The sequence below is a fragment of the Ensifer sp. EB106-03-01-XG145 genome, assembly GCF_058792075.1.
This window is the reverse complement of record NZ_JBYTEC010000001.1, coordinates 462,585-484,580: the sequence shown is the minus strand read 5'-3', so window position 1 is coordinate 484,580 and position 21,996 is coordinate 462,585. Positions and strand designations below refer to the sequence as shown.

Sequence of the window (21,996 nt, the reverse complement as noted above, 5' to 3'; positions counted from 1 at the left end):
CATGGCCTAACGCAGCGCCCGCATTCGCGTGACCATCAAGTTGTTATGGTTGCGATGTTAGACCTATTCGGGTTGAAGCCGCGCAAGTGATGAAGCCATGAACAAAGTCCTGCTCCGCCCCGCGATCGCCGGCGACGAACCCTATCTGCACTGGCTGGAAGAGGCCTGCATGCGCGACTATGCCATGGCGCTCTGGGGCAACTGGCGGCCGCGTCCGGCGGATGCGCTTATCCTTGACGAACATCGCATCATCGTTGCGAACGGCGAGGATGTCGGCTGCGTCTCGGTCACCGTGCGCAACGACCATGTCTGGGTCAACAAGCTCTATGTGGCGCCCGGCCATCAGAAACGCGGCAATGGCGCGATCGCGCTCAGGCAGGTGCTCGGCGAAGCAAGGGCGGTTGGCCTGCCCTTGCGCCTCAGCGTCCTGGCCACCAACCCCGCCGTCGCCTTCTACCAGCGCGAAGGTCTCAGCATCTACGAGGAGACCCCAGAACGGCGCATGATGACGTCGCAGGTGCGTTAAGGCTACTTGCACCTCCCGATTGACGGCCTCCCTGCGCGGGCGCATGCTCGCCGGGATCAGAGGGGGACACGCCATGAGCGAGCCTGATCTCTATCTGCTTGGGCGCGCCGGGCCCGAGGAAGAACGCCTGAAGCGACAGATTGCCAATCTTGCCCCAGATTCCGACCAGCAGCTCGAAAGGGTCGGCATCCGGCCAGGCGAGCGCGTCATCGATCTCGGCTGTGGCCCCGGCGGCGTGCTGCACCTGCTTGGCAAACGCGTCGGGCCGACGGGCTCCGTGCTCGGTATCGAGCGCGACCCGCACTTCGTCGAACTTGCGCGCCGTTTCGTCGCCAGCCACGCCCTGCCTCAGGTGGAAGTGCGCGAAGGCGACGCCTATGCGACGGGCCTGCCCCGCCGTTCCTTCGACGGTGCCCATATGCGACTGGTGCTCGTCAACGTGCCACGGCCGGAGCTCATCGTGCTCGAAATGGTGTCGCTAGTAAAACCCGGCGGCTGGATCGCGAGCTTCGAGGCCGATTTTCTGGCGCATATCTGCGATCCGCCGCTTCCCGCCTGGGACCGCCTGCTTGCCGCCTATATCGCCTATTCGGCGGCCAGAGGCATCGACCTCCATATCGGCCGCCGCGTGCACCGGCTGTTCCGGCAAGCGGGTGTCGAGGCGATTTCGGTCGATGCCGTTGCGCATGTCTACCCGCCCGGTCACGACCGCCGGCCGATCCTCAGAGACTTCATCAACAATGTGCGTGACGGCCTGATCGGTGAAGGCTTCATCGACCGCGACGATCTCGACGACGACCTCATGGCGCTGGATCGGCACCTCGCCGACCCGTCCGTCCTCGTCACCTCGCACCTGTTCTTCCGGCTGACTGGCCGGGTGCCCGAAACACTTGTCATGAAGGCCTGAAGCGGCCTCTTGATCGCTCTGCAATCAATTCAGCTAGAGCGTCCTTTGTGCTCCGAACGCACGGCGCTCTAGGCGGCAGCACCGGCGCGACGGTGCGCCAGGCGTTCGCCGACGATGATCAGCAGACCGGCCGCAAAGATCAGGCCGGCGCCGGCAAAGACGTTCGCCGCCGGCACATCGCCCCAGATCAGGAAACCGAGACCGAAGGCCCAAACGAGCGAGGTGTATTCGAACGGCGCGATCACCGAGATCGGCGCCCGACGCATGCCCTCGAACAGCGCGTACTGGGCGATGCCGGCAATCACGCCGGTGCCTGCCATCAGTGCGACGTCGAAGAGCGCCGGCGGCGTCCAGAAGAAGCCGACCGCAAGCCCGGTCATCGCGATGAAGAAGACGTTTGAGATGGTCATCTGCACCAAGGTCGTTTCCTGCAGCGCGGTCTTGCGCAGCATGACGGTGCCGATCGCCCAGAAGACGGCGGCGGTGAGCGCCAGGAACACCGGCAGCGACAGCTTCATGCCGGTGCCGAGCGGGTCACAGGCGATGAGCACGCCGACGAAGCCGATGAAAACGGCGAACCAGCGGATCGGCGGCACGTCTTCCTTCAGGATCGGCACGGCAAGCAGCGTCACGATGATCGGCGCTGCATAGTAGAGCGTCGTCATCTCCGCGAGGCCAAGATCGCGCGCCGCGTTGAAATAGGAAAGCCAGGCCGCGAGCAGCAGCAGGTTGCGCACGAAGAGCGGCTTGATCACCGGAGATGAGATGGCGCTGCGCACCAGCTTGCCGCGGCCGATGACGAGGCAAAGCACGAGAATGGTGATGCTGCGGGTAAACAGGATCTGCCAGACCGAATAGCCGACGACGAGCCATTTGACCGACGCATCCTGCAACGAGAACAGGAAATAGGAAAACGTCGTCATGACGATGCCTGACAGTACGGTCTTGTTCATGGGAGGCCTCGATCGCGCCGGCGGGAGAGAAGCGGCAGCGTCCCGTCTGATAGCGCGGCCGCGACACACGCGGAAGAGGCATTCCCACGGACACGTGTGGCGATTTCTTGCGGGTAGATTCCGGTACTATCGGGCGCCACGCTTGATGGAGATCAAGAGCGGACGCTTGCGCGGCTGGTAGAAGACGGCGATAACGGCCACAAAACCAGGTTCAACGACATGCAGCCGCTCACCTTCGCCCTCGCCGCCCTGATCCTGCTCGCAACGCCGGGGCCGACAAACACGCTGCTCTGGCTGTCCGGCGCCTCTGCCGGTTTCCGCCGTTCGCTGCCGTTGCTCACCGGCGAGCTCGGCGGTTATCTCGCCGTCATCATCCCGGCCGTAGCACTATTGGCGCCATTCCTTGCCGCCCATCCGCAGCTCGGCCTTGCGCTCAGGCTCGTCGCCGCCTGCTGGGTTCTCTACCTCGCCTATGCGCTCTGGACCACCGATGCCGAGCGCAGCGAAGGTGTCGTCATCTCCATCCGCCAGGTCTTCGTTACGACGCTGCTCAATCCGAAGGCGCTGATCGTCGCCCTGGTGCTCTTGCCACAGACTGGACTGGCCGCCGTCTGGCCCTGGATCGCCGGCTTCTCGCTGCTGGTCGTCGCCGCCGGATCGACCTGGATCGGCGCCGGCGCCATGCTGGTGCAGATGTCGACGGGCTTGTCGGCCTCGCATCTGCCGCGACGGATTGCTGCCGTTTGTCTCACCCTTTTTTCGGTGGGCATCGCCGGCAGCGCGATCGCGGCCATGCACTGAGACCCCCCGGAGACAGAAAGGTCTCGGGGGTTCAATGCGCTCACGAGACCGATTGCTGCGTCACGCAGCAACAGCCGCTTCGCCGAGTTCCTCTGCCAGTGCCACACCGATCAATTGTTGCCAACCGTCGCGCCGGTATTCGAGCTTGTCGAGCCCGTCGAGGAAGGCAACCTGTTCGGTGAAGACGAGGCGCGTACCGTTGCCTTCCGGCTGAATGTCGACGGTCGCGACGGACGCCGAGATCCTCTTGTCGTTCTCAGCCATCGTGTAAGCAAAGATGATCCGGCGGTTCTCGACGATGTCGAGATAGACGGTGTCGTCATGATAGATCGTTTCGCCGTCCTGGCTGAAGCGACCGCTCTCGCGACCGCCGACGCGGAAGTCATGGCTGAATTCGGCCACCGGCCCGTCAGCACTGACGAACCAACGTTCCTTCGCGGCCGGCTCGGAGAAAGCCCTGAACACCTGTCCCGGCGTCGCCTTGAAGCTGCGCTCGATGGTGAAGCTCGCATGTTCCACGGATCTGTCGGTCATGTTCTCTCTCCTCTGATGTTCGAAAACCGCTGGCCTTTGCCTAACTGGTTTCATATAAAAACTGCTCTAATTTTGAAAGCAGTTGCACGATAGCTTCACTGATGCGATAATGCAAGCGGTTTTGAAGAGGTGCCAATGAAGGACGACATTCGCTCGGGTTGCCCGATCAATCTTTCGCTCGAAGTGTTCGGCGACAAATGGAGCCTGCTGATCATTCGCGACATGATCTTCGGCGGTAAACGGCACTTCCGGGAATTGCTGCGTTCCCAGGAGGGCATCTCGTCCAACATCCTGGCGGATCGGCTGAAGATGCTGGTCGAGCAGGGCATGCTGACCAAGGCGGACGACCCCACGCACAAGCAGAAGGCGATCTACAGTCTCACGGAGATGACGATCGCGCTGGTGCCGATCATGGCCCAGCTCGGCGCCTGGGGGCGGCGCTATCTGCCGGTCAGCGAAGAGCTCAGTATTCGCGCCGAGCAGATGGAAAACGGCGGTCCGGAACTCTGGGACCGCTTCATGGACGAGTTGCGACACGATCATCTCGGCGCGCTGCTCGATGGTCCGCCGCGGGTGCGCGCTACACTGCAGGCAGCCTATGAAGAGGTGGTGGCAAGAAAGGCACGCGAAAAGGCGACGGCCTGAGGCTATACGAACAGGCACTTCATCCGCTCAGAGCCCGATCACAGACAGCATGACGAAGGTCGCGAACAGCACGAAATGAGTCATGCCCTCAATGGCGTTGGTCTGGCCGTCGTTGAGGTTGATCGCGGCCACGATCAAAGTGACCGCCACCATCACCGTCTGCACCGGCGACATGGCCATCAGGAAGGGCTGGCCGGTATAGAGCGCGATCGCCTCCATGACCGGCACCGTCAGGATCACCGTCGAAAGCGATGCCCCGAGCGCGATGTTGACGACCGCCTGCATGCGGTTGGCGAGTGCCGCCCGCATCGCGGTCATGACTTCCGGCGAGGCAGAGATCACGGCAACGACGATGGCGGTCACCGCCGGCGGGGCGCCGCTCCCCTTCAGGCCCGAGGTCAGCAGCGACGACATCACTTCCGCCAGCACGCCGATCAACACGATGCCAAGGATCAGTATCACGATCGACGGCAGCACCGGCTGATCCGGCCCACCCTGTATCGCGCTCCCCTCGCCCTTCGCCTTCGGATAGCTGTAGCTGAAGAAGTAGCTGTGCACCCCCACCTGCATGCGCAGGAACAGGGCATAGAGGGTGATCATCGCGCCGATGGTGAAGGCCGAATAGAGATGCCATCTCGCCGCCGGCACGAACTCCGGAACGACCATCGAGATGCCCATCGCCGTCAGAATCATGACGCTGTAGGTGCGGGCGGAATCGTCGTTATAGGGCTGCTCTCCATGTTTCAGGCCACCAAGCAGGGCGGCGAGGCCCAGGATGCCGTTGATATCGAGCATGACGGCCGCATAGATCGTGTCGCGCACGAGCGTCGGCGAGGTCTCGCTGGTCATCATGATCGCCAGCACGACGACCTCGACCAAGACCGCCGAGAGCGTCAGGATCATCGTGCCATAGGGATCGCCGACCTTGGACGCCAGCACCTCGGCATGGTGCGACACGCGCAGCGAGGCGAGCACGATCGCCACCACGAGACCGGCGGCACCGAGAAGCGTTGCCAGGCGCCCCATTTCGAGAAGCTCATGCTCCAGCGCGATCCCGGCAATCGCCGCAGCGAGGGCCACGAACAGCAGACGCTCCGATCTCATGCGCGCCAACAAACGTTCCCTCCGATGAAAGCCTGTCCTGCCCGTCACGCGAACTATAGGGGCCGCCGCCCCCAAAGCAAATGACGGAGAAAGGACTATTTTCCTTCGGATTCTTTACCGGTACTTCGCGTTTCGATAGTGTGGTGTCGAACAAACCCAGCAAGTGGCCGCCTGTTCGGCCCGGACCTTTCGCATGTTGTCTCACGGCACGATCTGGCACGCCATCGATGCATTGGCCGAGCGCAATCAGCTCTCGCCTTCCGGTCTCGCCCGCCGCGCCGGGCTCGACCCCACCTCCTTCAACAAGTCCAAGCGCCACTCTGCCGACGGGCGGGAACGCTGGCCTTCGACGGAATCGATCGCCAAGGTGCTCGAGGCGACCGGCGCCACGATGGACCAGTTCACCAGCCTGTTGAGCCCGAATGACACTCAGGCCACCCCGGCGACTGCAAGTGCCGCGATCCCGCTGATCGGCTTCGCCCAGGCGGGTGCCGGCGGCTTCTTCGACGACGGCGGTTTTCCGGCCGGCCAGGGCTGGGACGTGATCGACTTTCCAACAGTGGCGGAACGCCGGACGGGCATCTACGCGCTTGAGGTGCAGGGCGATAGCATGCTGCCACTGTACCGCGACGGCGACACCCTGATCGTCGATCCGGGGGCGCAGGTTCGGCGCGGCGACCGCGTCGTGGTCAAGACACGCGAAGGCGAGGTCATGGCGAAGGTCCTGACACGCCAGACGCCGCGCACGATCGAACTCCTTTCCCTCAACCCGGAGCACCCGAACCGGGGCTTCGAGATCAGCCAGATCGAATGGATCGCCCGGATCATCTGGGCCAGCCAATAGGACGTTCTTCCTGATGCGGCAGCATTTATACTCCCTTGCCGGCGGCATCGCCGCGATCGCGCTTTTCACCGGCATCCTCTACGCGGGTGCAGCCGCCATTCGCGACCGCGAGAGTGCCGCCACGCCGGACTTCGTCCTCGAAACGCCCGACATGACGGAAATCGAGCCGGCGCCGGATGACGCCGAAACGGATGATAACGTACCGCTCGACTTGGGAACACCGACCGACGGCACCGCGCAGCCCGGTGCGGTTACGACCGGCGATCAACCGCAGACGTCGACGACGGAAAACGCCGCACGCGCCATCGAGCCGCAACAATTCGGTCTGCCCGACACCGTCACCGGCGCGCCGCTCGAACGCGCGGAGCCGCGTGCCCCGCTGTCAGAGCCGGAGAAGCAAGCGAAGGCGACCGCCGGGCCGACCATCCTCTATCGCCCCGTGGCGATCGCCGCCGGTGTGATCCAGTTCGACAAGCTCACGCTGCAGATCGATGGCATCGAGCCCGAGCAGGCAGAGAGAACCTGCGAAACCGGGGGGAAGAGTTGGCCCTGCGGCATCGTCGCACGGACGGCCTTCAGAAACTTGCTGCGCGCACGCGCGGTCAGCTGCGACATGCCCGAGGGGAGCGCCGGCGCATCGGCCACCGCTTCCTGCTCGCTCGGCGGGCAGGATCTCGCAACCTGGCTCGTCGACAACGGCTGGGCGACGCCGGTACCCGGCTCGCCGCTCAAGACGCGGGCCGACGCTGCGCGCCAGGCGAAGCTCGGCTTCTATGGCGAAGATCCGCGCGACCTCAGTCACACGCCGATGACGTTCGACGACCCAACCCTCGGCACCGGGATGGACGAGCCGCAGCCAGACTTGTAAACAGCCGCGGCAATTCCCAGCTCTCAACCGTCCAGATCATCTCATTACATCGTTGAAACAGTGAGATGATCCAACTCTTTGAAACTCTGCAATCCGGATGGACACCGCTTCACGCCGTTCCCGGAATTGCGCTACCGCCGGAAAGACCCATGCTGCCAAGCCTCAGCCACCACGAAGCGCTCATCTATGTCATGGTGATGATGTCGGCGGTCGACCGCGAGATGAGCGACGACGAATTCACCCGCATCGGCCGGCTGGTGCAGTTCCTGCCGGTCTTCGAGGGATTCGACGAGGACCAGCTCGTCCATATCGGCCACGAATGCTCCGCCCAGCTCGCGGCTCCCGAGGGGTTGGACATCGCGCTGGAAATCGTGCGCGAGGCGCTTCCGGAAAAGTTCCATGAGACGGCCTATGCACTTGCCGTCGAGATCGCCGCCGCGGACCAGCGCATTCGCAACGAAGAGATCCGGCTGTTGCAATTGCTGCGCGACCGCCTCGGTCTCGACAAGCTCACCTGCGCCGCCATCGAACGAGGGGCGCTTGCTCGCTTCCGCCGGTAGCTCATCATTTCCTGGCGTTCACGCCAAGCTGTCTACAGCGCCGCGCGTCTTATGAGACGCGCAAAGGTCGCTGTAGCACTTTGAATTGCGGCATGTATTTGTCCTTTAATCGGGTACGATTAAAGGAACATGCAGTGGGCGATCAATAGATGCCGTTGGGGAAGTAGCGCAGGTAGATTTCCTCGAGCCGGCCGCTGCGCGACAGCGCCAGCAGCGCGTGGTCGATCGCCTGGGTCAGCGCCGGTTCGGATTTGCGGTTCATGATCGTCAGGCCTTCACCGAGAAAGCGCTGCGAGAAATAGGCACCATCGACGAGTGCGCAGCAGCCGCCGGCAGTCGTGCCTGAGATCCAGAAGGAAAGCTGCAAACCGTCGGAAAAGACCGCCGGCACCTCACCCTTCTGCAGTGCCGTGAGCATGGCATCGCGATCCGGGAAAACCTTGGTCGCGATACTCGGGAAGAACGCCTTGAACATGGCCTCATGGGTGGTGCCCGCCACGACACCGACCGTTTTTTTTCTGAGGTCCTTCGGACCCGTCACGGCGCCGGCCGCCTTGGCGTTGATGGCTAAGCGGGCCGGAAGTCGCATGAAGGCGCGCGAGAAGCCGAAGCGCTGGCGCAGTTCCGGGCCGACGGCAATACCGGCGGCAACCGCTTCGCCCTGCCCCTGCTCCAGCGCCGGCAGCAGTTCCGCATAGGTCACTGCCTGGATCTGGCATTTGGCTTCGATGTCGAGCTCGCGGCAGATCTCGCGCACGAGATCGACGTGAAAACCGGAGAGCTTGCCGGACTGATCGATGAAGTTGAACGGCGGAAAGTCGACCGTCGTCAGGAAGCGCAAGCGCGCAAGGCCCGTGAGATCGGGCTTGGCGATGCGTTCGCGCGCATCGAACAGAATGGGCAGGTCCCTGGGCTGGGCCGCAAGCGGCGTTGCGATCAGGGACGCGCAAAGGGCGAACAGGGGAAGAAATCTCATGGGCAGCGGGCCGGCACGGTTCTTGTCTCAGGGGCGGCGCTTGGAACCGCGGGATGATTCATCGAGCGGTAAAGTAACCGTCCGCAGGGCAACTGGCCATAGGTCTCGCTCGAGCGGGGCAAAAGAGGATTCAGGAAGGATTGGAGCGGGTGATCGGGATCGAACCGACGACATCAAGCTTGGGAAGCTGGCGTTCTACCACTGAACTACACCCGCGATGCCTGCGAAATTTCCCGAACCGGGACGATCTGTCAAGGACCCTTGCGCGGTATCGCACGAGGGTCCCGTGAAAAATCCCTACTCGGCGCGGAAATGTTTCGAAAGCTTCAGGCCCTGGGCCTGGTAGTTGGAGCCGACGCCGAGGCCGTAGAGACCGTCAGGACGCTCCAGCATGTGTTCATAGATCAGGCGGCCGACGATCTGCCCGTGTTCGAGGATGAACGGCACCTCGTGGCTGCGCACTTCCAGAACGGCGCGGCTACCGCTACCACCGGCAGAGGCATGGCCGAAGCCGGGATCGAAGAAGCCGGCATAGTGCACGCGGAACTCGCCCACCAGCGGATCGAACGGCGTCATCTCGGCCGCATAAAGCGGCGGCACATGCACCGCTTCGCGCGAGACGAGGATGTAGAACTCGTCCGGATCGAGGATCAGCTCGTCGCGTCCGCGGCTGTAGAGCGGCTCCCAGAAATCGAAGATCTTGTGCTGCGCCTTCTTGTCGACGTCGATGACGGCGGTGTGGTGTTTGCCACGGTAGCCGATCAGACCCTCCGGACCGGTGCCCTTGAGGTCGATCGACAGTGCAATGCCGCCGCCGCTGACATTCGGTCGCTCGCTCGCCACCAGCACGTCGCTTTCATGCAGCGCCAGCAGCTCCTGTTCGGAGAGCAGCGACTGGCCCATGCGGAAGCGGATCTGCGACAGGCGCGAACCACGGCGCACGACGATCGGGAAGGTGCGCGGGCTGATTTCGAGATAGAGCGGACCGCTATAGCCGGCAGGAATCTTGTCAAACTCTTGGGCGCGGTCGGTGATCACGCGGGTGAAGATGTCGAGGCGGCCGGTCGAGCTCTTCGGATTGGCCGAGGCCGACATGCCCGCAGGCAGCGCCAGGCTCTCCATCAACGGCACGATGTAGACGCAGCCGGTTTCGAGCACGGCGCCATCGGTGAGATCGACGACATGCAGCTTCAGCCGGTCGAGCTTGTCGGCGACGAGGTGGGACGGGCCGGGCATGAAGCTCGCGCGGACGCGGAAGGCCTTGGCGCCAAGGCGCAGGTCGAGGCTTGCCGGCTGGATCTGATCGTCATCCAGCGGCCTCTCGCTCTTCAGGCGCCCCGTTTCGAGCAGCGCGGCAATCGCGCGGTCGGCCAAAATCCCAGTATCGCGGGCCATTGCAGTCCTCTTTCCAGTTGCGAGACAAAACCAAACTCCGGGAATTGACGCAAGCGCACCCTAGCAGTATTGAAGCTTTATCCCGTGGTGATTTGGCCGGTCGGCTTGCAGCCACGTTAAACAAGTAGCTAAAAAGGCCGGGTGTCAAACCGGCCCGTTTTTGCGGCCGGTTTTTTTTGTTTTTGAAGGTGATCGTCACATGAGCAAAAACTGGCGCCCGGCAACCCAACTCGTCCACGGCGGAACCACCCGCTCGCAGCATGGCGAGACGTCCGAGGCGATCTTCCTCACCCAGGGCTTCGTTTACGAGACATCCGAGGCGGCAGAAGCGCGTTTCAAAGGCGAGACCGAAGGCTTCATCTATGCCCGCTACGGCAGCCCGACCAACGACATGTTCGAAAAGCGCATGTGCATGCTGGAAGGCGCCGAAGACGCGCGGGCCACGGCTTCGGGCATGGCCGCCGTTTCTGCGGCAATCCTCTGCCAGCTGAAGGCTGGCGATCATATCGTTGCCGCCCGTGCGCTGTTCGGTTCATGCCGCTGGGTGGTCGAGACGCTGGCGCCGAAATACGGCATCGAGTGCACGCTGGTCGATGGACGCGATCTCGCCAACTGGGAAAAGGCGATCCAGAAGAACACCAAGGTCTTCTTCCTGGAAAGCCCGACCAACCCGACCCTCGAAGTCATCGACATTGCCGGTGTGGCCAAGCTTGCCAACCAGATCGGCGCCAAGGTCGTCGTCGACAACGTTTTTGCGACGCCACTCTTCCAGAAGCCGCTGGAACTCGGCGCCCATATCGTCGTCTATTCCGCCACCAAGCATATCGATGGCCAGGGCCGGTGCCTCGGCGGCGTCGTGCTTGCTGACAAGGAATGGATCAACGAGAACCTGCACGACTACTTCCGTCATACCGGCCCGGCCATGTCGCCGTTCAATGCCTGGACGCTGCTGAAGGGCATCGAAACCTTGCCGCTGCGCGTGCGCCAGCAGACGGAAACCGCACGCCGCGTCGCCGACTTCCTGGCTGAGCAGCCGCAGGTGGCGAAGGTCATCTATCCCGGCCGCAAGGATCACCCGCAGGCCGACATCATCGCCAAGCAGATGACCGGCGGTTCCACCCTCGTCGCGTTTGAACTGAAGGGCGGCAAGGATGCGGCCTTCGCGCTGCAGAATGCGCTCGAGATCGTGCGTATCTCCAACAATCTCGGCGACTCCAAGAGCCTGATCACCCATCCGGCAACGACCACGCACAAGAACCTGACCGACGAGGCCCGCGAAGAGCTGGGCATTTCCGCCGGCACGGTGCGTTTCTCGGCCGGCATCGAAGACAGCGAGGATGTCGTCGAGGATTTCGCCCGCGCGCTTGAGGCCGTCAAAGCCTGACGCAACGAAAAGATACGGCCGCCGCGACAGACGGCGGCCATCGATCCCTCGTGGCGCTCATGCAGCGGGCGCCCCGCCATCCAATATGGCCTCACCAGCGGGATCGAGCGGGTTCGAACAGCCGATCCGGATACCCGCAAGCCCTTGCCCCAGAATGGGTATGCACAATCTTGCCGTTATTCTTGACGAAACCATCTTGCTGTAGAATACCCTGAAAGACCGAAGCAAGGTGTTGCCCATGTATCGCGCTTTGACCCGCGACATAGAAGTTACGGTGGAGCCGTACTATCTCGAAGAGCAGTCGGACCCCGATGACGGCCGCTATGTCTGGGGCTATCGCATTGTCATCTCAAACCATTCGGACGCAGCCGTGCGGTTGATGACCCGCTACTGGCATATCACCGATGAGAATGGGCAGGTCGATGAGGTCAGCGGTCCCGGCGTGATCGGCGAACAGCCGCTGCTCAACCCCGGCGACACCTATGAGTATTCGTCCGGCTGCCCGCTGGATACGCCGTCGGGCGTGATGTTCGGCCATTACAGTATGGAAGCGGAAGGCGGAGAGACCTTCAACGTGGCCATCCCCGCCTTCTCGCTCGATTCACCCGGGCTCGTGCGTACCCTGAACTAGCTTGATCCGGAGTGGCGCCGGCTACTGCGGACGCACTTCGCTTGCCTCGAAACGATAGGTCGTCGAGCAGAATTCGCAGGTGACCTTCACGGCCCCCTCCTCGATGGTGCTTTCGATATCATCAGCGTCCAGATTGGCGAGCACCGAACGCAGCTTCTCGCGCGAGCAGCTGCAACGGTCAAAGACCGCCTGCGGCTCATAGACGCGAACGCCGCGCTCGTGAAACAGCCGGTAGAGCAAGCGTTCGGTTCCGACCATCGGGTCGGTCAGCTCGTCGGTGTCGATCGTCTCGACCATCACCTTGGCTTCCGCCCAGAGATCGTCATCCTCGAAGACGCCTTCCCCGTCATCGCCATCGCCGCCGGAAAGATCAGGCTGGCGCATGCGCTCCGGCGCTTCCGGCAGGAACTGCGCGACCATGCCGCCGGCACGCCAGCGATGGCGCGGCTTGCCGCTTTCATCGCGGTCGAGCAGCTCGGCAACGCCGAGCCTGACCTTGGTCGGGATCTGCTCTGACTGGCGGAAATAGACGCCAGCGATTTCTTCCAGCGTGGCGCCGTCCAGCGCAACGATGCCCTGATAGCGCTGAGTATGAGCGCCCTGGTCGATGGTGAAGGCGAGTACGCCCTTGCCAAGCAGTTCATGCGAAAGGGTGCGGCCATCCTTCTCGGCGTCGGCAAGCGCATCTGCATCGTAGCGGGCATAGGCGCGCACGCGATCCGGCGTCGAGAAGTCTGCGACGACGAGATCGACCGGACCATCGCCTTTCGTCTGGACGATCAGCTTGCCTTCGAACTTCAGCGAAGTGCCGAGCAGAACCGTCAGCACGACGGTTTCGGCAACGAGCCGCGCGACCGGAAGCGGATAGTTGTGGCGCTCCAGAATTGCGTCGAGCATCGGGCCGAGCTGCACGGCGCGGCCGCGCACGTCGAGGCCTTCCACCTGGAAAGGCACGACGTGATCGTCACCGGCGAAGTCGAATTCACCAAGCCCTGGCGTCATGTCAGTCATGTCTTGCTCCTTGCCTCAGCAACTGCGTTGCGCCGGGGACATTCCTGTCCCCCGGCGCAACGTGCCCGCTGTCTCAATCGATCCCGCGATAAACGGATTGTCCACCGGATATGTGCCATCAGCCATTGCGCCGCGCACCACCCGTGGCAGTCGGCGCTTCACTGTTGCCAGGAGCGCCCTGCAGCCGCCTAGATCGTGTCGCACGGCGGCAATGTCAATAGCCGGCCTCACAGCCGCCGAAGCGCTGCGCCATCGCGCTCACCGCGGCGCTCGCAAGGGCCTAGACGAGCCCCATGCACCAGGCGATGATCGACTTCTGCGCATGCAGGCGGTTTTCGGCCTCGTCGAAGACCACCGACTGCGGACCGTCGATCACCTCGTCGGTCACCTCCTCGCCACGGTGCGCCGGCAGGCAATGCATGAACAGCGCATCGGATGCCGCTTGCTTCATCAGCGCCTCGTTGACCTGATAGGGCTGGAAGACGTTGTGGCCGCGGGCACGATGCTCCTGGTTCATCGACACCCAGGTGTCGGTGACAACGCAATTGGCGTTGGCGACCGCCTGCTCGGCATCGTGACACAGCAGGATCTCGCCGCCGTTGTTGCGGGCCCAGTTCAGGATCTTGTCCTGCGGCTCGGAGCCGAGCGGCACGGCCATGTTCATGCGATAGCCGAAGCGGGCGGAGCCTTCGATCAGCGAGTGCAGCACGTTGTTGCCGTCGCCGGTCCAGGCGATCGTCTTGCCCTTCACCGGTCCGCGATGCTCCTCGAAGGTCATGATGTCGGCCATGATCTGGCACGGATGGGTGTCATCGGTCAGGCCGTTGATGACGGGTACCGTCGCGTGTTCTGCCAATTCCAGCAGGCGGCGATGGTCGGTGGTGCGGATCATGATCGCGTCGACATAGCGCGACAGGACCTTCGCCGTATCGCCGATCGTCTCGGCGCGACCGAGCTGCATCTCCGTGCCCGAAAGGAACAGGGTTTCGCCGCCGAGCTGGCGCATGCCGACATCGAAGGACACGCGGGTGCGGGTGGACGGCTTTTCGAAGATCATCGCCAGCATCTTGCCGGCGAGCGGCTTCTCGGCGGTTCCGGCCTTGGTCGTCGCCTTTCGGACGCGGGCATCATCGATGATCGTCCGAAGATCGGCGGCCGTCATGGCCGAAAGATCGAGAAAGTGTCTGGTGCCTGCCATCGTACTCGGTTCCTCAAAAAATCGAACCTATGTGCGCCACGCAGCGGCGTGAACGCACGAAGGTCATTCTACCATCCTGGGTCAGTCTTGGCCCTATCGGTCAGGCCGCAGCGTTACCACTTGCCTTCCGCACTGCTTCGGCGGCGCGCTCGATGCGTGCGAGGCCCTCGCGTGCTTCCTCCGCCGTCACCGTCAACGGCGGCAGCAGGCGCAACACGTTGTCGCCGGCCGGCACGGCCAGGAGCTTCTCGGCGCGGATCTCCTTCAGGAGATCCGCCGAGGGGCCCTTTACCTTGATGCCCAGCATCAGGCCATCGCCGCGGATATCTTCGATGATATCGGGATAGCGATCCTTCAGCGAAGCAAGACCCTGGCGGAAGACGAGCGCGACGTCGCGCACATGGGCGAGGAAGCCATCAGCGAGGATGACGTCGAGCACGGCGTTGCCGACGGCCATCGCCAGCGGATTGCCGCCATAGGTCGAGCCATGCGTGCCCGCCACCATGCCGGCGGCCGCCTCTTCCGTCGCCAGGCAAGCGCCGAGCGGGAAGCCGCCACCGATACCCTTGGCAACGGCCATGATATCCGGGCGGATGCCCGTCCACTCATGGGCGAAAAGCTTGCCGGTGCGGCCGACGCCGGTCTGAACCTCGTCGAGGATCAGGAGCAGGCCGAATTCGTCGCAGAGGGCGCGCAGTTCCTGCATGAATTCCTTGGTCGCGGGACGGATGCCGCCCTCGCCCTGGATCGGCTCGATCAGGATCGCGGCGGTCTCCTCGGTGATCGCATTCTTGACGGCTGCGAGGTCGCCGAACGGAACCTGGTAGAACCCTGGGGCCTTTGGCCCGAAACCTTCAATGTACTTTTGCTGACCACCGGCCGCGATCGTCGCGATCGTGCGGCCGTGGAAGGCGCCCTCGAAGGTGATGATGTGAAACTTCTCCGGCTGGCCTTTGGCGAAGTGGTAGCGCCGCGCCGTCTTGATCGCGCATTCCAGCGCTTCCGCACCGGAATTGGTGAAGAAGACCCGATCAGCAAAGGTTACGGCGGCCAGGCGGCGTCCAAGACTTTCCTGACCGGGAACCTCGTAAAGGTTGGAAAGGTGCCAAACCTTCTCGGCCTGCGCCTTCAGCGCCTCGACGAGATGCGGATGCGCATGGCCGAGCGAGTTCACGGCAACGCCGGCAGCGAAGTCGAGATAGCGCGAGCCGTCTTCGGCGATCAGCCAGACGCCCTCTCCTCGCTCGAAACGCAACGGCGCGCGCATGTAGGTATCGTAAAGCGGCGTGGTTGCAGTCATGCGAGGCTCTCCTTCACTCCAATCGGCATCGGTCCCGCTGCTTCATGCGGCCCGATAAAAATCAAAAATGCCGCCTTTCGGCGGCGCAGGCACTATTCCTATTTCGCACTGCAATGTCAACAAAACCAAGCCTTGCAGCGCGGTAACGAGATCCATTTCCCTGCGACGAAAAAATCGGCCGGAAGGGCTTGCAAAAATGCAACGCTGATCGAGCAAGTTGGGGAAAACTACGAATTCGATTCGGCGTGATTCCCCGGACTCTTGCCACGGAGTCCGGCGGTCAGTACGTTAACATTCAATTACTAGACGCATGCGGCGGACCTAGTCACCAAAAGAGTTATCGCGTTTGCAACCTCGAGATTCAACCGGGGTGCGGTGAGGGATTCTGCCATCCCCAACGCTGAGAACGGAGAGTGCAGAAATGAACTGGACTGACGAGCGGGTGGAGAAACTGAAGAAGCTTTGGTCCGAGGGCCTGAGCGCAAGCCAGATCGCGGCACAGCTCGGCGGCGTCAGCCGTAACGCTGTCATCGGCAAGGTTCATCGCCTGAGCCTTCCCGGCCGCGCCAAAGCCGGCGGCAGCACCACTGCGGCAGCCCGCCCGAAGCGGCCGACCTCGGCGCCGCGCGCTCCGAACTACGCCTCGCGCGTTTCGACCCGCACCGTTGCCCGTCCGTCCGGCGCCACCGTCCTCAAGGAAGAGATCGAAGTCGATCTCGTTGCCGAGCAGGATTTCAGCATCCAGACCGACGTGGTCGTGCCGATGTCGCGCCGCCTCGAGCTGACCCAGCTCACCGAACGCACCTGCAAGTGGCCGATCGGCGACCCGCTGAAGGAAGAGTTCCACTTCTGCGGCAACGATTCCCCGGAAGCTTCGCCCTATTGCAGCTTCCATGCGCGGCTTGCCTACCAGCCATCCGCCGAGCGCCGTCGGATGCGCTAAGGATCCGCACAGGACCAAAACGAAAGGGGCCGATCGGCCCCTTTTTTATTGACTTCTGTTTGCCCTTCTCAGCTTTCGAGCGAGTAGCCGGCGCCGCGCACGGTGCGGATGACATCAGGCATGGTCGAGAAGTTCAGCGCCTTGCGCAGGCGGCCGACATGCACGTCGACGGTCCGCTCGTCGACATAGATGTCGTGGCCCCAGACGCCGTCCAGCAACTGCGAGCGCGAGAAGACACGGCCCGGAGAGGACATCAGGAACTCCAGCAGGCGGAACTCCGTCGGCCCCAGGCGAACTTCGCGGCTGCGACGATGGACGCGATGGGTTTCCCGGTCGAGCTCGATGTCGCCGCAGCGCAGCAGCGTCGAGAGAACTTCGGGCTTCGCCCGACGGAGCATCGCCTTGACGCGGGCCATCAGCTCCGGCGTGGAGAAGGGCTTGACCACATAGTCGTCGGCCCCGGTCGCGAGACCGCGAACGCGCTCGCTTTCCTCGCCGCGCGCCGTCAGCATGATGATCGGCAGCCGCTCCGTCTCCGGGCGCTGGCGCAACCTACGGCAAAGCTCGATGCCGGAGACGCCCGGCAACATCCAGTCGAGGATCAGAAGGTCGGGCAGGCGTTCCTGTAGCCGGATCTCCGCCTCGTCACCCCTGAGGATCGTATCGACGTCGAAGCCTTCAGCTTCCAGATTGTAACGCAGCAGGACGCTCAGCGCCTCTTCGTCTTCGACCACGGCGATTTTTGGCAACATCAGATAACGTCTCCTTACCGCGAGCGCCGCGCGGGTCCAGCGGACCGGCCGGCACTCAGACACTCTAAATCTGGAGCACCCCCGCCAATTTCAAAGGCGGTGCGAAAAGCCGCATGCTTCAGATGCAGGAATTCGGGGCCGCGACCGAAGCCGCGACCGGATGATATTCATGGGGCATGCATTGCGAACGGCGCGTTTAACGCCAGAGCGGGATGAGGAAAAGTGTATGCGGTTGTCCCCCGCATCCCGCTCCAACCTTCTAGTCGTTGACCGAGCCCAACGTCGACGTGTTGTCATCCTTCGGGCGCTCGCCCTCCGGCTGGGCACCCGTCGCCATGTAATAGATCGTCTCGGCGATGTTGGTCGCGTGGTCGCCAATACGCTCGATGTTCTTGGCACAGAACAAAAGATGCGTGCAGGGCGTGATGTTGCGCGGATCTTCCATCATGTAGGTGAGCAGCTCGCGGAACAGCGAGGTGTAGATCGCGTCGATCTCCTCGTCGCGTTCGCGAATGCTGTTGGCCTTCTCCGGCGAGCGCGAGGCATAGACGTCGAGCACTTCCTTGAGCTGCACCAGAGCGAGCTCGGCGAGGTGCTCGAGACCGCGGGCGAGCTTGCGCGGGATGCCGGAGCCGGCGACCGCGATCACGCGCTTGGCGGTGTTCTTGCCGAGGTCGCCGACACGCTCCAGGTCGGAGGCAATGCGGATCGATCCCATGATCTCGCGAAGGTCGGCGGCGACAGGCTGGCGCTTGGCGATCGTCACGATCGCCTTCTCGCCGATCTGACGCTCGGCATCATCGAGAACGGTGTCGTCCGAGATTACCTTCTGCGCCAGCGCCAGGTCGGAATTGACCAGGGCGCGGACGGATTCGGCGACCATCTGCTCGGCGAGACCGCCCATTTCCGAGATGCGGCGCGTCAGGTACTTCAGTTCTTCGTCATAGGCGGACATGATATGCATGGACATGATCGTCGATCCTTACGGGCGCTTTCCAGTGACTGTTGCAGCCGTGATGGGCCTCAGCCGAAGCGGCCCATGATGTAATCCTGGGTGCGCTGGTCATCCGGGTTGGTGAACATCTTGTCGGTGTCGTTCTCCTCGACGAGATTGCCGAGGTGGAACATGGCGGTGCGCTGCGACACGCGGGCGGCCTGCTGCATCGAGTGGGTCACGATGACGATCGTGAAGTTCGTGCGCAGTTCGTGGATGAGTTCCTCGACCTTGGCGGTCGCGATCGGGTCGAGTGCCGAGCAGGGCTCGTCCATCAGGATAACTTCCGGGCTGACGGCAACAGCGCGTGCGATGCAAAGGCGCTGCTGCTGACCACCGGAAAGGCCGGTACCCGGCTCCTGCAGGCGGTCCTTCACCTCGTTCCATAAACCTGCCTTCTGCAGGCTGGTCTCGACCACCTCGTCAAAGTCCGCCTTGGTGCGGGCAAGTCCGTGGATGCGCGGACCGTAGGCGACGTTGTCGTAGATCGACTTCGGGAACGGGTTCGGCTTCTGGAAGACCATGCCGACGCGGGCGCGCAGTTCGACCACATCGATGGTCGGATCGTAGATGTCGTCTTCATCGAGCGTGATCTTGCCGGTGACGCGGCAGTTCTCGATGGTGTCGTTCATGCGGTTCAGCGTGCGCAGGAAGGTCGACTTGCCGCAGCCCGACGGACCGATCAGCGCCGTTACCGTGTTCTCGCGGATGTTGAGGTTGACGTCGAAAAGCGCCCGCTTCTCGCCGTAGTAGACCGACACATCCTTGCCGATCATCTTGAAGGGAACCGTGTTCATTTTCTGATCCAAGGCTTTCTCGACCGCTGCTTCTGACATGATGTTCATAGTAATTACCTCACTACCAACGGCGCTCAAAGCGACGTCGCAACAGAATGGCGCCAAGGTTCATGACGACGAGGAAGATGAGAAGAATGATGATCGCGCCGGAGGTGCGCTCGACGAAGGCGCGTTCCGCCTCGTTGGCCCACATGTAGATCTGCACCGGCAGCGCTGTCGACGGCTCCATCGGCGAACCGGGATAGTCGACGACGAAGGCGACCATGCCGATCAACAGCAACGGCGCGGTTTCGCCAAGCGCGTGGGCAAGGCCGATGATCGTACCGGTCAGAATGCCCGGCATCGCCAGCGGCAGAACGTGGTGGAAGATGGTCTGCATCTTCGAGGCACCGAGACCGAGCGCCGCCGAGCGGATGGACGGGGGGACCGCCTTCAAGGCCGCGCGGGTGGCGATGATGATCGTCGGCAGGGTCATCAGCGTCAGCACGAAACCGCCGACGACCGCTGCCGAACGCGGCATGCCGGCGAAGTTGATGAAGACGGCGAGACCCAACAGACCATAGACGATCGACGGAACGGCCGCGAGGTTGTTGATGTTGACTTCGATCAGGTCGGTGAGCCGGTTCTTCGGAGCGAACTCTTCGAGATAGATCGAGGCGGCGACACCGATCGGCAGCGACAGCACGAGCACGATCAGCATCATGTAGAACGAGCCGAGGGCGGCAACGCCGACGCCCGCTGCCTCAGGACGGCTGGAGGCGCCGAAGGTGAAGATGCCGGTGTTGAAGCTCTTCTTCAGGACGCCGGCGCTTGCGAGCTCGTTCATCCAGGTGACCTGCTGGTCCTTGACCTTGCGCTTGCTCTCTTCGACCTTGAGGTCGATCTGCCCCTTGTTGGCGGAGTCGATGTTGGCTTCTGCCAAAAGCGTGACCGGAATGGTCTTGCCGACGATGGACGGATCCGCCACGACCATGTCGCGCAAGAGCGTACGGGAGCTCGCAGAAACCATGTCGGTCGCCTGCTTGACCAGCGGCCGCTTGGTCGCATCGATGCCGAGCTGCTTGACGAGCGCATCACGCACCAGCAGCGGATAGTTGGCGGTCATCAGTACCTTGCTGTCGGTCGTGCGTTCGCCGTTGGGGTCGATGACCTTTTCGGTGAATTCGATCGGCAGCGTGATCGTCGTCTGCTGGAACGCGGTGTAGCCGTTGGAAATGACGGTCCACAGCAGCAGCGCCAGGAAGAAGAGACCGGTGCTGATTGCCGCAATGCCGTAGGCGCGGAACCGGCGCTCGGCGGCATAGCGACGCTTGATGCCGATATCGCGCTTTGCGGATTCAGGACGGGCGGAGATCCGGACGGTCGGGGAAGCGATGTCGGTCATTCGTACTGTTCCCGGTATTTGCGCACGATGTAGAGCGCGTAAATGTTGAGGCCGAGCGTGATGACAAAGAGCGTGATGCCCAGCGCGAAGGCCACCAGCGTCTGCGGCGAGGTGAACTCGAGGTCGCCCGTCAACTGGTTGACGATCTTCACGGTCACCGTCGTCATCGGCTCGAAGGGATTGATCTGCATGCGGGCTGCGACACCGGCTGCCAACACGACGATCATCGTCTCGCCAACGGCACGCGATGCGGTCAGAAGCAGCGCGCCGACAATGCCGGGAAGTGCTGCCGGGAGAATAACCTTCTTGACCGTTTCCGAGCGGGTGGCACCGAGACCGAGCGAGCCGTCACGCAATGCGCGCGGCACCTGGGTGATGATGTCGTCAGAGAGCGACGACACGAACGGGATCAGCATGATGCCCATGACGATGCCTGCGGTGACCACGCTCTGCGCCTGGATGAAGTTCTGGTAATTGCCGGTGACAAGACCGTTCAGCTGCGCCGAGATATCACGCAGGAACGGACCAACGGTCACGAGAGCGAAGAAACCGTAGACGATGGTCGGGATGCCGGCGAGCACTTCGAGCAGCGGCTTTGCGGTCGAACGCAAGCGCGGGCTTGCGTACTCCGCCATGTAGATGGCTGCGAAGAGGCCGATCGGCACCGCAAAGAGCATGGCGACGAAGGCGATATAGAGCGTGCCGGTGAGAAGCGGGATCAGGCCGAACTGGCCGGAGGCGCCGCCGCTGCCGGCAGCAGCGAAGCGCGGATCCCAGACCGTGCCGAAGAAGAATTCGAACGGCGAGACCATGGTGAAGAAGCGGCCGGCTTCCGACAGCATCGAGGCGACGATGCCGACCGTCGTCAAGATGGCGATGGAAGACGCGACGATCAGCGAGCCGAGAATGACCCGCTCGACCTGGTTGCGTGCACGGAAGCGGGTGGCGATGTTGCGGATGGCGTAGATGCCGCCGGCAACCGCGATCAACAGCACGGCCGCGGTCATCAGCCAGCGGTTGGCGGCGGTCATCGCGTTGAAATGCTGGGCGACGGTGACCATGTAGGGCTCGCCTTCGCCGGCCAGGGCAACGCCCTTGGCTGCGAGCGTCGAGCGGAGATTGGCGGCACCGCTTTCGAGTGCCGCGACCTCCTCGCCGCTCAGGCGCAGCAGACCACCGGCAACGGACTTGACCTGGCCGAGCGCGAGCTGAACCGCAGCGGTCCCCTGGCTCTGGACGGTGTCCGGCAGGGCCGCGCGCGTGCTCCCGTCAATATAGACAGGAGCGGCAATCAGCCAGGTGCCGAGAACGAGCGCCGCCGGCAGCATCGCCCAGATGGCGACGTAGCTACCGTGATAGCCCGGCAAGGAATGAAGGTTGGAGAGCTTGCCGCCAGCCTGCGCCAGCGAACGTGCGCGACCGGCAAAATAGGCAATGAAACCAATAACAATAATTAGCAAAAGAAGGAGCGAGGTACTCATCCGCACGT

23 protein-coding genes, 1 tRNA gene and 1 riboswitch are annotated in these 21,996 nt (G+C 62.9%); of the genes, 10 read left to right on the top strand and 14 right to left on the bottom strand.

What is annotated here, in order from left to right:
- Nucleotides 1-97 precede the first annotated feature (97 nt).
- Complete coding sequence (locus AC3WWH_RS02410; protein WP_058323596.1) at nt 98-526, top strand: GNAT family N-acetyltransferase; 429 nt, start codon at nt 98-100, stop codon at nt 524-526.
- A gap of 73 nt (nt 527-599) precedes the next feature.
- The gene (locus AC3WWH_RS02405) at nt 600-1,433 is read left to right on the top strand and encodes a methyltransferase domain-containing protein (RefSeq protein ID WP_058329047.1); all 834 of its coding nucleotides are present in this window, start codon (nt 600-602) and stop codon (nt 1,431-1,433) included.
- A gap of 68 nt (nt 1,434-1,501) precedes the next feature.
- Here the strand turns inward: AC3WWH_RS02405 and AC3WWH_RS02400 are convergent, their stop codons facing one another.
- Complete coding sequence (locus AC3WWH_RS02400; protein WP_058323598.1) at nt 1,502-2,386, bottom strand: DMT family transporter; 885 nt, start codon at nt 2,384-2,386, stop codon at nt 1,502-1,504.
- A 219-nt stretch (nt 2,387-2,605) separates the two neighbouring features.
- Between AC3WWH_RS02400 and AC3WWH_RS02395 the strand changes: the two genes are divergently transcribed.
- A complete protein-coding gene (locus AC3WWH_RS02395; protein ID WP_058323599.1) occupies nt 2,606-3,187 on the top strand; it encodes a LysE family translocator in 582 nt (193 codons plus the stop codon).
- Between the two features lie 60 nt (nt 3,188-3,247).
- Here the strand turns inward: AC3WWH_RS02395 and AC3WWH_RS02390 are convergent, their stop codons facing one another.
- Nucleotides 3,248-3,721, bottom strand: coding sequence for an SRPBCC family protein (locus AC3WWH_RS02390; RefSeq protein WP_058323600.1), 474 nt, complete (start codon nt 3,719-3,721; stop codon nt 3,248-3,250).
- Between the two features lie 135 nt (nt 3,722-3,856).
- Between AC3WWH_RS02390 and AC3WWH_RS02385 the strand changes: the two genes are divergently transcribed.
- Nucleotides 3,857-4,366, top strand: coding sequence for a winged helix-turn-helix transcriptional regulator (locus AC3WWH_RS02385; protein WP_057248115.1), 510 nt, complete (start codon nt 3,857-3,859; stop codon nt 4,364-4,366).
- A gap of 27 nt (nt 4,367-4,393) precedes the next feature.
- Here AC3WWH_RS02385 and AC3WWH_RS02380 read toward each other — a convergent pair whose 3' ends face one another.
- Nucleotides 4,394-5,482, bottom strand: coding sequence for a calcium:cation antiporter (locus tag AC3WWH_RS02380; protein ID WP_082615702.1), 1,089 nt, complete (start codon nt 5,480-5,482; stop codon nt 4,394-4,396).
- A gap of 181 nt (nt 5,483-5,663) precedes the next feature.
- On the opposite strand from AC3WWH_RS02380, the gene AC3WWH_RS02375 reads away from it, so the two are divergent.
- The 3 genes from AC3WWH_RS02375 to AC3WWH_RS02365 all read left to right on the top strand — a co-directional run bounded on the left by AC3WWH_RS02375 (nt 5,664) and on the right by AC3WWH_RS02365 (nt 7,742).
- A complete protein-coding gene (locus AC3WWH_RS02375) occupies nt 5,664-6,314 on the top strand; it encodes a S24 family peptidase (protein WP_057248113.1) in 651 nt (216 codons plus the stop codon).
- Nucleotides 6,315-6,327: 13 nt separating this feature from the next.
- Nucleotides 6,328-7,182: a thermonuclease family protein gene (locus AC3WWH_RS02370; RefSeq protein ID WP_058323601.1), complete on the top strand. Its 855-nt coding sequence runs from the start codon at nt 6,328-6,330 to the stop codon at nt 7,180-7,182.
- 149 nt (nt 7,183-7,331) lie between these two features.
- Nucleotides 7,332-7,742 carry a tellurite resistance TerB family protein gene (locus AC3WWH_RS02365; protein ID WP_058323602.1) on the top strand — a complete coding sequence of 137 codons (411 nt, stop codon included), beginning with the start codon at nt 7,332-7,334 and terminating at the stop codon, nt 7,740-7,742.
- 142 nt (nt 7,743-7,884) lie between these two features.
- Here AC3WWH_RS02365 and AC3WWH_RS02360 read toward each other — a convergent pair whose 3' ends face one another.
- The 3 genes from AC3WWH_RS02360 to AC3WWH_RS02350 form a co-directional block, all read right to left on the bottom strand.
- Entirely contained in the window at nt 7,885-8,718 is an 834-nt protein-coding gene (locus AC3WWH_RS02360) for a transporter substrate-binding domain-containing protein (protein ID WP_058323603.1), read from the bottom strand.
- 141 nt (nt 8,719-8,859) lie between these two features.
- Nucleotides 8,860-8,934, bottom strand: a tRNA-Gly gene (locus tag AC3WWH_RS02355).
- Between the two features lie 81 nt (nt 8,935-9,015).
- Nucleotides 9,016-10,113 (bottom strand): 2'-deoxycytidine 5'-triphosphate deaminase, encoded by a 1,098-nt coding sequence (locus tag AC3WWH_RS02350; RefSeq protein WP_057248109.1) that lies wholly within the window; start codon nt 10,111-10,113, stop codon nt 9,016-9,018.
- Between the two features lie 74 nt (nt 10,114-10,187).
- Nucleotides 10,188-10,266: riboswitch (SAM riboswitch) on the top strand.
- Between the two features lie 46 nt (nt 10,267-10,312).
- On the opposite strand from AC3WWH_RS02350, the gene AC3WWH_RS02345 reads away from it, so the two are divergent.
- Nucleotides 10,313-11,497 (top strand): O-succinylhomoserine sulfhydrylase, encoded by a 1,185-nt coding sequence (locus tag AC3WWH_RS02345; protein ID WP_057248108.1) that lies wholly within the window; start codon nt 10,313-10,315, stop codon nt 11,495-11,497.
- A gap of 238 nt (nt 11,498-11,735) precedes the next feature.
- Nucleotides 11,736-12,128 (top strand): Co2+/Mg2+ efflux protein ApaG, encoded by a 393-nt coding sequence (gene apaG / locus AC3WWH_RS02340; protein ID WP_057248107.1) that lies wholly within the window; start codon nt 11,736-11,738, stop codon nt 12,126-12,128.
- 21 nt (nt 12,129-12,149) lie between these two features.
- Here apaG and AC3WWH_RS02335 read toward each other — a convergent pair whose 3' ends face one another.
- The 3 genes from AC3WWH_RS02335 to AC3WWH_RS02325 all read right to left on the bottom strand — a co-directional run bounded on the left by AC3WWH_RS02335 (nt 12,150) and on the right by AC3WWH_RS02325 (nt 15,637).
- On the bottom strand, nt 12,150-13,139 hold the full coding sequence (locus AC3WWH_RS02335) for an Hsp33 family molecular chaperone (protein ID WP_058323604.1): 990 nt from the start codon (nt 13,137-13,139) through the stop codon (nt 12,150-12,152).
- Nucleotides 13,140-13,419: 280 nt separating this feature from the next.
- On the bottom strand, nt 13,420-14,337 hold the full coding sequence (gene argF, locus AC3WWH_RS02330; protein ID WP_057248105.1) for an ornithine carbamoyltransferase: 918 nt from the start codon (nt 14,335-14,337) through the stop codon (nt 13,420-13,422).
- Nucleotides 14,338-14,437: 100 nt separating this feature from the next.
- Nucleotides 14,438-15,637, bottom strand: coding sequence for an aspartate aminotransferase family protein (locus tag AC3WWH_RS02325; protein ID WP_058323605.1), 1,200 nt, complete (start codon nt 15,635-15,637; stop codon nt 14,438-14,440).
- 421 nt (nt 15,638-16,058) lie between these two features.
- Between AC3WWH_RS02325 and AC3WWH_RS02320 the strand changes: the two genes are divergently transcribed.
- Nucleotides 16,059-16,580 (top strand): GcrA family cell cycle regulator, encoded by a 522-nt coding sequence (locus tag AC3WWH_RS02320; RefSeq protein ID WP_057248103.1) that lies wholly within the window; start codon nt 16,059-16,061, stop codon nt 16,578-16,580.
- A 68-nt stretch (nt 16,581-16,648) separates the two neighbouring features.
- Here AC3WWH_RS02320 and phoB read toward each other — a convergent pair whose 3' ends face one another.
- The 5 genes from phoB to pstC form a co-directional block, all read right to left on the bottom strand.
- A complete protein-coding gene (gene phoB / locus AC3WWH_RS02315; RefSeq protein ID WP_057248102.1) occupies nt 16,649-17,332 on the bottom strand; it encodes a phosphate regulon transcriptional regulator PhoB in 684 nt (227 codons plus the stop codon).
- Between the two features lie 259 nt (nt 17,333-17,591).
- On the bottom strand, nt 17,592-18,305 hold the full coding sequence (gene phoU / locus AC3WWH_RS02310; RefSeq protein ID WP_093231848.1) for a phosphate signaling complex protein PhoU: 714 nt from the start codon (nt 18,303-18,305) through the stop codon (nt 17,592-17,594).
- 50 nt (nt 18,306-18,355) lie between these two features.
- Nucleotides 18,356-19,171, bottom strand: a complete 816-nt coding sequence (gene pstB, locus AC3WWH_RS02305) for a phosphate ABC transporter ATP-binding protein PstB (RefSeq protein WP_057248100.1) — start codon at nt 19,169-19,171, stop codon at nt 18,356-18,358.
- A gap of 13 nt (nt 19,172-19,184) precedes the next feature.
- The gene (gene pstA, locus AC3WWH_RS02300) at nt 19,185-20,507 is read right to left on the bottom strand and encodes a phosphate ABC transporter permease PstA (RefSeq protein WP_057248099.1); all 1,323 of its coding nucleotides are present in this window, start codon (nt 20,505-20,507) and stop codon (nt 19,185-19,187) included.
- Nucleotides 20,504-21,988, bottom strand: coding sequence for a phosphate ABC transporter permease subunit PstC (pstC, locus tag AC3WWH_RS02295; RefSeq protein ID WP_058323606.1), 1,485 nt, complete (start codon nt 21,986-21,988; stop codon nt 20,504-20,506). The genes pstA and pstC overlap by 4 nt, the downstream gene beginning before the upstream one ends.
- Between the last annotated feature and the right edge of the window lie 8 nt (nt 21,989-21,996).

Coding starts and splice junctions, on each gene's coding strand:
- AC3WWH_RS02410 (WP_058323596.1), top strand. CDS start 98: ATGAACAAAGTCCTGCTCCGCCCCGCGATCGCCGGCGACGAACCCTAT.
- AC3WWH_RS02405 (WP_058329047.1), top strand. CDS start 600: ATGAGCGAGCCTGATCTCTATCTGCTTGGGCGCGCCGGGCCCGAGGAA.
- AC3WWH_RS02400 (WP_058323598.1), bottom strand. CDS start 2,386: ATGAACAAGACCGTACTGTCAGGCATCGTCATGACGACGTTTTCCTAT.
- AC3WWH_RS02395 (WP_058323599.1), top strand. CDS start 2,606: ATGCAGCCGCTCACCTTCGCCCTCGCCGCCCTGATCCTGCTCGCAACG.
- AC3WWH_RS02390 (WP_058323600.1), bottom strand. CDS start 3,721: ATGACCGACAGATCCGTGGAACATGCGAGCTTCACCATCGAGCGCAGC.
- AC3WWH_RS02385 (WP_057248115.1), top strand. CDS start 3,857: ATGAAGGACGACATTCGCTCGGGTTGCCCGATCAATCTTTCGCTCGAA.
- AC3WWH_RS02375 (WP_057248113.1), top strand. CDS start 5,664: ATGTTGTCTCACGGCACGATCTGGCACGCCATCGATGCATTGGCCGAG.
- AC3WWH_RS02370 (WP_058323601.1), top strand. CDS start 6,328: ATGCGGCAGCATTTATACTCCCTTGCCGGCGGCATCGCCGCGATCGCG.
- AC3WWH_RS02365 (WP_058323602.1), top strand. CDS start 7,332: ATGCTGCCAAGCCTCAGCCACCACGAAGCGCTCATCTATGTCATGGTG.
- AC3WWH_RS02360 (WP_058323603.1), bottom strand. CDS start 8,718: ATGAGATTTCTTCCCCTGTTCGCCCTTTGCGCGTCCCTGATCGCAACG.
- AC3WWH_RS02350 (WP_057248109.1), bottom strand. CDS start 10,113: ATGGCCCGCGATACTGGGATTTTGGCCGACCGCGCGATTGCCGCGCTG.
- AC3WWH_RS02345 (WP_057248108.1), top strand. CDS start 10,313: ATGAGCAAAAACTGGCGCCCGGCAACCCAACTCGTCCACGGCGGAACC.
- apaG (WP_057248107.1), top strand. CDS start 11,736: ATGTATCGCGCTTTGACCCGCGACATAGAAGTTACGGTGGAGCCGTAC.
- AC3WWH_RS02335 (WP_058323604.1), bottom strand. CDS start 13,139: ATGACTGACATGACGCCAGGGCTTGGTGAATTCGACTTCGCCGGTGAC.
- argF (WP_057248105.1), bottom strand. CDS start 14,337: ATGGCAGGCACCAGACACTTTCTCGATCTTTCGGCCATGACGGCCGCC.
- AC3WWH_RS02325 (WP_058323605.1), bottom strand. CDS start 15,637: ATGACTGCAACCACGCCGCTTTACGATACCTACATGCGCGCGCCGTTG.
- AC3WWH_RS02320 (WP_057248103.1), top strand. CDS start 16,059: ATGAACTGGACTGACGAGCGGGTGGAGAAACTGAAGAAGCTTTGGTCC.
- phoB (WP_057248102.1), bottom strand. CDS start 17,332: ATGTTGCCAAAAATCGCCGTGGTCGAAGACGAAGAGGCGCTGAGCGTC.
- pstB (WP_057248100.1), bottom strand. CDS start 19,171: ATGAACATCATGTCAGAAGCAGCGGTCGAGAAAGCCTTGGATCAGAAA.
- pstA (WP_057248099.1), bottom strand. CDS start 20,507: ATGACCGACATCGCTTCCCCGACCGTCCGGATCTCCGCCCGTCCTGAA.
- pstC (WP_058323606.1), bottom strand. CDS start 21,988: ATGAGTACCTCGCTCCTTCTTTTGCTAATTATTGTTATTGGTTTCATT.